The organism is Amycolatopsis sp. SID8362 (genome assembly GCF_010550475.1).
Lineage (GTDB): Bacteria > Actinomycetota > Actinomycetes > Mycobacteriales > Pseudonocardiaceae > Amycolatopsis > Amycolatopsis eburnea.
This window is the reverse complement of record NZ_JAAGNB010001783.1, coordinates 1-4384: the sequence shown is the minus strand read 5'-3', so window position 1 is coordinate 4384 and position 4384 is coordinate 1. Positions and strand designations below refer to the sequence as shown.

The window sequence follows — 4384 nt, the reverse complement described above, 5'->3', positions numbered from 1 at the left end:
CCCGCGAGCACGCCGGTCTGGACGCTCACCGCCAGGCTCGCGAACGTCTCCCCCGCCAGCGCGTCCGCGTAGTGGCCGAGGGTGAGCCCGCCCGGCAGCACGCCCGTCCAGTGCCCGGCGAACGACGCGAGCACGATCATCACCAGCGGGGCCGCGACGACGACCGCGAAGACCACGCCGAACACCAGCCACAGCAGCACCTTGCTACGCCGCGTCCACAGCAGCACCGCGACCCCTTCCCGCCAGCACCCGGTAACACCCGTACAACAGCAGCGAAAGCACGACGTCGACCAGCGCGACGACGCTCGCCGCCGGGAAGTCGAACGTGACGATCCCCTTGCCGTACACCAGCATCGGCAACGTCGTGACGCCCTTCGCGCCGAGGAACAGCACGATGCCGAACTCGTTGAGCGCGAGCAGCAGCGTCAGACAGGCGCCCGACGCCAGCGACGGCAGCGCCGCGGGCAGCACCACCCGCCCGAGCACCCGGCCCGGGCGCGCGCCCAGCGACGCCGCGACGTCCAGGTGCACGCCGGGGATCTGGCCGAACGCCGCCAAGGCCGGCCGCAGCACGAACGGCGTGTAGAACGTGATCTCGGCCAGCAGCACGCCCCACGGCGAGTACAGGAACCCGCCCGCGCCGAGCACGCCCGCGCTGCCGTAGAGGAACGTGAACGCCAGCGCGATGAGGAACGACGGGAACGCGAGCACCGTGTCGGCCAGCCGGGACAGCGTTCGCGCGCCGGGGAACGGGACGAACGCGATGACCAGCGCGAGGAACGTGCCGAGCACGACGCAGCCGGCGGTGGAGCCGAGCGCGAGCAGCACCGTCTGGAGCGCCGCGTCGCGGAACTCCGCCGAGCCGAGCACCTCGGCCCAGACCGCGAACCCGAGCCCGCTGTCCGTGGTCAGCGACTGCCCGGCGACGAGCACCAGCGGATACCCGAAGAACACCACGACGACCACGAGCGGCGGCAGCACCCACAGCGAGCCCGGTCGTGAGTGTTCGGTCGGGTTAGAACCCGACTGAACACTCACGAGCCGGCTCCGACCAGCGGGCAGCCGTCCGGGATGGACACCCCGACCGCCGTGCCGACGGCGAACGCCTCGGGGACCTCGGCCCGGATCGTCGTGCCGGTCGCCAGCACCAGGTCCAGGCGGTAGCCGGTGCCGCGCCACTGCACGGCCTTGACCAGCGCCGGGAGCGTGCCCGCGGCCGGCTCGCCGACGCCGACGCGGTGCGGGCGCACGCCGAGCGCGACCGGGCCGGCGCCGAGCGCGCCGGTCGGCTCGGCGGTCAGCTCGCGCTCGCCGAGCCGGACGGTCGCCGGGGACCCGGCGCGGACCAGGTCGACCGGGATGAGGTTGGCCGCGCCGAGGAAGCTCGCGGTGAACTCCGAGCCGGGCCGCCGGTAAAGCTGTTCGCAGGGACCGGTTTCGACGAGTCGCGAGTCGCGCATGACGGCGATCCGGTCGGCCAGCGCGAGCGCTTCGCCCTGGTCGTGGGTGACGTAGACGAGCGTGGTGTCCGGCAGTTCGGCGCGCAGCCGCAGCAGTTCCGCGATCATGTCCTCGCGCAGTGCGGCGTCCAAAGCGGACAGTGGCTCGTCGAGCAGCAGGACGTCGGGCCGGATGGCCAGTGCCCTGGCCAGCGCGACCCGCTGCTGCTGCCCGCCGGACAGCTCGCGCGGGAACCGGCGGGCGTAGCCGCCCATCCCGACCAGGTCGAGGACTTCGGCGACCCGCGCGGCGACGTCGGCCCGCGGCCACCGCCGCGCGTTGAGTCCGAAAGCGACGTTGCCCGCGACGCGCAGGTGCGGGAACAGCGCGTAACTCTGGACGACGACGCCGAGACCGCGCCGGTGCGGCGGCAGGTCCGTGACGTCCTCGCCGTTCAGGAACACCCGGCCCGCGCTGGGCCGCACGAACCCGGCGAGCGCCTTGAGCGCCGTGGACTTGCCGGAGCCGGACGGCCCGAGCAGCGCGAGGGTTTCCCCGCGGCCGACCGCGAGGTCGAGGGAGTCCAGCGCGGTCGTCCGTCCGAAGTGGACGGAGACCCCGCGGAACTCGACGGACGGCGTCACCGGCCGACGGCCTTCTTGTACGCGGCCAGGTCGGCGTCGAGCTTGCCGAGCACCGCGGTCCAGTCCGGGTGCCAGATCTCGACACCGTCGAGCGCGGCCTTGATCTTCGCCGCGTTGGCGCCGGTCGCGGTGACGTCGGCGCGGGCCGGGATGCCGTACGCGTCGGCGGCCTTGGCCTGGACCTCCGGCGAGAACAGGAAATCGAGGAGCTTCTTCGCTTCTTCGGCGTGCGGCGCGTTCGTCACGAGCCCGGCGTAGTACGGCAGCGCGAACGTCGAGCGCTTGCCCTGCGCGTCGGCCGGGAAGAACACCTCGAAGCCGCCGCTCTTGGCGATTTCGGCGAGGTTCATCTGGACGTCGCCGTTGGCCACCAGCAGCTCGCCCTTGGCCACCTTCGGCTGCAGCTTGCCGGTGGAGGACGACGGCCCGGCGTTGTTCGCTTCGAGCTTGCCGAGGTAGTCCAGCGCGCCCTGCTCGCCGAGGACGTGCTGCAGCTGCAGGAGCACGGCGGTGCCGTCGCCCGCCTCGCCGGGCGTCGAGTACTGGACCTTGCCCTTGAGCTTCGGGTCGAGGAGGTCGTCCCAGGTCTTCGGCGTGGCCGCCGGGTTGCGGATGAAGCTGAGGTAGTTGTTCATCATCGCGGAAAAGCGGCCCTGCGGGTCCTTGTCGGACACCTGGTCCGCACCCCGCGGGGTGTAGGGCTGCAGCAGGCCGGCGACGCGCTGGATGAACGGCGGCAGCGTGACGAGGACGTCGGCCTGGGTGTTGGCTTTTTCCTTCTCCACGCGCGAAGCGACCTCGCCGGAGCCGGCGGTGACGGCCTGGACCGTGATGCCGGTCTGCTGCTTGAACTCGGCGAACCGGGCGGTGTACCAGTCTTCCAATCCGTCCACTGTGTACACGGTGACGGTCTTGCCGCCGCCGGACGCGGCGCCGGTGCCCCCGCACGCGGCGAGCAGGGCGGTCAGCGCCACCGCGAGGACGGTGGCCAGGGTCTTCTTCATCGGGGTTCTCCTTCGAGCACGGCGGGGAGGTCGGAGACGGAGTCGAGGACGTGGGTGGCGTCGGCGAGGTCTTCGCGGCGGCCGGCTCCGGTGAGCACGCCCGCGACGACGGACGCGCCCGAGCGCAGGCCGCACAGGACGTCCGAAGCGGTGTCGCCGACGACGGCGATCCGCCGCACGTCGGTGACTTCGAGCCGCAGCGCGGCGGCGAGGACAAGGTCGGGGAACGGGCGGCCGCGGACCCCGTCGCCGGGCGCGAGCGCGAGGTCGGCGAGGTCGCGCCAGCCGAGGGCGTCGAGGATGGCCTGCTGGGTCGCGGGCGCGAAACCGGTGGTGAAGGCGACCTTCACGCCGTTCTCGCGCAGGCCGCGGACGACGGCTTCGGCGCCGGGGATCGGCTTGCTCTCCCCCACCAGCTTCCCGTAGGCGGCCTCGAAGGCCGCGTTCGCTTGCCGCGCTTGGCTTTCCTCGCCGAGGAGGGCGCGGAAGACGGCGATCTTCGACTGGCCCATGGTGTCGAGGACGTACTGCAGCATCTCGGGGTAGCGCTCGTCCGGGACGCCGACGGCGCGGATGGCTTCGGTGAAGGCCCGCACGACGAGGCCGTCGTCGGCGACGGTCGTGCCCGCCATGTCGAGCACGACGAGTTCGGGGGTCACAGGTCCAGCTCCTCGGCGGTGTCTTCGGCGATGGCGGGCGAGCAGGTCATGCCGCGCCCGCCCGGCCCGGTGACCAGGAAGGCGTTGTCCGCGACGCGCGCGCGGTGCACGATCCGGCCGGGGTCGGCGGTCTGCGCGTACACCCCGGCCCAGCGGCGGCGGAGCGGCGGCAGCGGGCGCCCGAGCAGGGCCCCGGCGACGTCGGCGAGGTGCGCGTAGGGGTCCTCGGTGACGTCGAAGGCGAACGGCTCGTCGTACTCGTGGGTGTCACCGATGGTGAGCGAGCCGTCGAGCCGCTGGACGAGCAGCAGCTGCATGCGGTGGGCGGCGGCGACGTCGCCCTGGGGCTGGGTTTCCGCCAGCGCGTCGAGCGCGGCGCCGCGGTAGGCCGGGTAGTAGCGGAAGCTGTCGCCGTCGGCGACGCTCGTGGTGAGCTGCTCGCCGAGCGGTTCGGTCTGGGCCATCTGCAGCCGCACGCGCCGCACCGGCGGGTCGCCGGCCAGCTCGCGCACCAGGCCGCCGGTCCGGGCGCCGGTGCAGAACAGGACGACGTCGCCGTCGTGCCGCTCGCCGTGGTCGTCGACGACGCCGGTGGCGTTCAGGTGCCGGACCTCGCGCCCGGGCCGCCAGGTGTAGC

The 4384-nt window shown here is 73.1% G+C and carries 5 protein-coding genes and 1 pseudogene; all 6 read right to left on the bottom strand.

Going from position 1 to position 4384, the window contains the following annotated elements; all coding sequences use genetic code 11:
* Positions 1-227, bottom strand: a pseudogene (locus tag G3I65_RS54680) (phosphonate ABC transporter permease); the annotation flags it as partial.
* Positions 205-1038: a 2-aminoethylphosphonate ABC transporter permease subunit gene (locus G3I65_RS54675; protein ID WP_160704355.1), complete on the bottom strand. Its 834-nt coding sequence runs from the start codon at positions 1036-1038 to the stop codon at positions 205-207. The gene G3I65_RS54675 and the pseudogene G3I65_RS54680, both read right to left, overlap by 23 nt.
* Positions 1035-2084, bottom strand: coding sequence for an ABC transporter ATP-binding protein (locus G3I65_RS54670; RefSeq protein ID WP_160704353.1), 1050 nt, complete (start codon positions 2082-2084; stop codon positions 1035-1037). Before G3I65_RS54670 ends, G3I65_RS54675 begins: the two co-directional genes overlap by 4 nt.
* Positions 2081-3088, bottom strand: a complete 1008-nt coding sequence (locus G3I65_RS54665) for a 2-aminoethylphosphonate ABC transporter substrate-binding protein (RefSeq protein ID WP_160704352.1) — start codon at positions 3086-3088, stop codon at positions 2081-2083. Before G3I65_RS54665 ends, G3I65_RS54670 begins: the two co-directional genes overlap by 4 nt.
* Complete coding sequence (locus G3I65_RS54660) at positions 3085-3747, bottom strand: phosphonatase-like hydrolase (protein ID WP_309236115.1); 663 nt, start codon at positions 3745-3747, stop codon at positions 3085-3087. Before G3I65_RS54660 ends, G3I65_RS54665 begins: the two co-directional genes overlap by 4 nt.
* Positions 3744-4384 (bottom strand): FAD-dependent oxidoreductase (locus tag G3I65_RS54655; protein ID WP_160704350.1); only part of this gene is annotated, 641 nt, incomplete at its 5' end. The genes G3I65_RS54655 and G3I65_RS54660, both read right to left, overlap by 4 nt.

Bases quoted from the DNA above. Each gene is read 5' to 3' on its own strand.
- G3I65_RS54665 (WP_160704352.1), bottom strand. From the start codon at position 3,088: ATGAAGAAGACCCTGGCCACCGTCCTCGCGGTGGCGCTGACCGCCCTG.